Here is a 1,225-nt window from a genome sequence, read left to right as displayed (position 1 = left end):
TCCATGGGGAGCGGCGCGGTCCTGTGCGAGGGGGTGTTGCGCATGATAACAGGCGCAACGGAATCTTGAGGCAGATGCAAATCAAATGTGGGAGCGAGCCTGCTCGCGAAGGCGGTGTACCAGTCAAGATGATATCGACTGACACTCCGCCTTCGCGAGCAGGCTCGCTCCCACATTTGATTTGCATCTGCCTCAAGATTCCGTTGCGCCTGTTATCATGCGCAACACCCCCTCGCACAGGACCGCGCCGCTCCCCATGGATTACCGCAAACCGTCCGACCGTAAAAGCATGCACTCGCGCATTGTCCAGGAACTGGGCATGCAGATCGTTTCCGGGCGTTTCAAGCCATGTGACAAACTGCCCGCCGAAGCCCTATTGTGCGAGGAATACGCGGTCAGTCGGCCGGTCCTGCGCGAAGCCACCCGGGTTTTGGTCGCCAAGGGTCTGGTGTATTCCCGCCCGAGGGTCGGCACGGTGGTCAAGCAGCGCAAGGAATGGCACATGCTTGACCCGGATGTGTTGCATTGGTTGATGCAAAGCAGCCCGCAGAACGAATTTTTCGATTTGCTGACCAGCGTGCGCAGCATCATCGAGCCCGCCGTCGCCGCACTGGCCGCACAGTTCGCCACGGAGGCGGACATCGCGTCCATCGGCGAAGCCTACCAACGCATGGAGGCCGCGCCGACGCCGGAGGCCTTGCTGCAACCTGATCTGGACTTCCACAGCCGGATCGCCGATGCAACCCACAACGACTTGCTGGCCAACCTGTGCAACATGTTGTCGGTGGCGATTGCCGAAGCGTTGAAGCACTCCAACCAGCGGCCGAACCTGCATGAACTGGCGCTGCCTCGGCACAAGGCAATCCTCACGGCCATCGAAAACCGCGATGCGCTCGGCGCACGGCACGCGACACTGGTGCAGCTGGATGATGCGCGTAGTGCGTTGAATGTGGTGTTGGGTAGCGATCCCAACTGACACGACACTAATCCAAAAGTTACAAATCCCCCCTGTGGGAGCAAGCCTGCTCACGATGGTGTAGTGTCAGTCAATATCAATGTTGAATGTACCGCCGCTATCGCGAGCAGGCTCGCTCCCACAGGGACTTTAGTCGAATCCGAGATCGAGTAGGAGGCGGATTTACATCCGCCGTCCTCTCACACCACCGTACGTACGGATCCGTATACGGCGGTTCAAGCTATGCGGCTAAGCCGGTTTATCGTATCC

Annotated in this window: 1 protein-coding gene; it reads left to right on the top strand. The window is 59.3% G+C overall.

The genetic code is table 11. The annotated features are described in order from the left end of the window. Nucleotides 1-256 precede the first annotated feature (256 nt). Nucleotides 257-976, top strand: a complete 720-nt coding sequence (locus tag AC1DSG_RS31255; protein ID WP_477794308.1) for a FadR/GntR family transcriptional regulator — start codon at nucleotides 257-259, stop codon at nucleotides 974-976. The last annotated feature ends 249 nt before the right edge of the window (nucleotides 977-1,225 follow it).

This window comes from Pseudomonas sp. P5_A12 (genome assembly GCF_056400685.1).
The sequence above is the reverse complement of the archived record's forward strand: the minus strand, read 5'-3'. Positions and strand labels throughout refer to the sequence as shown.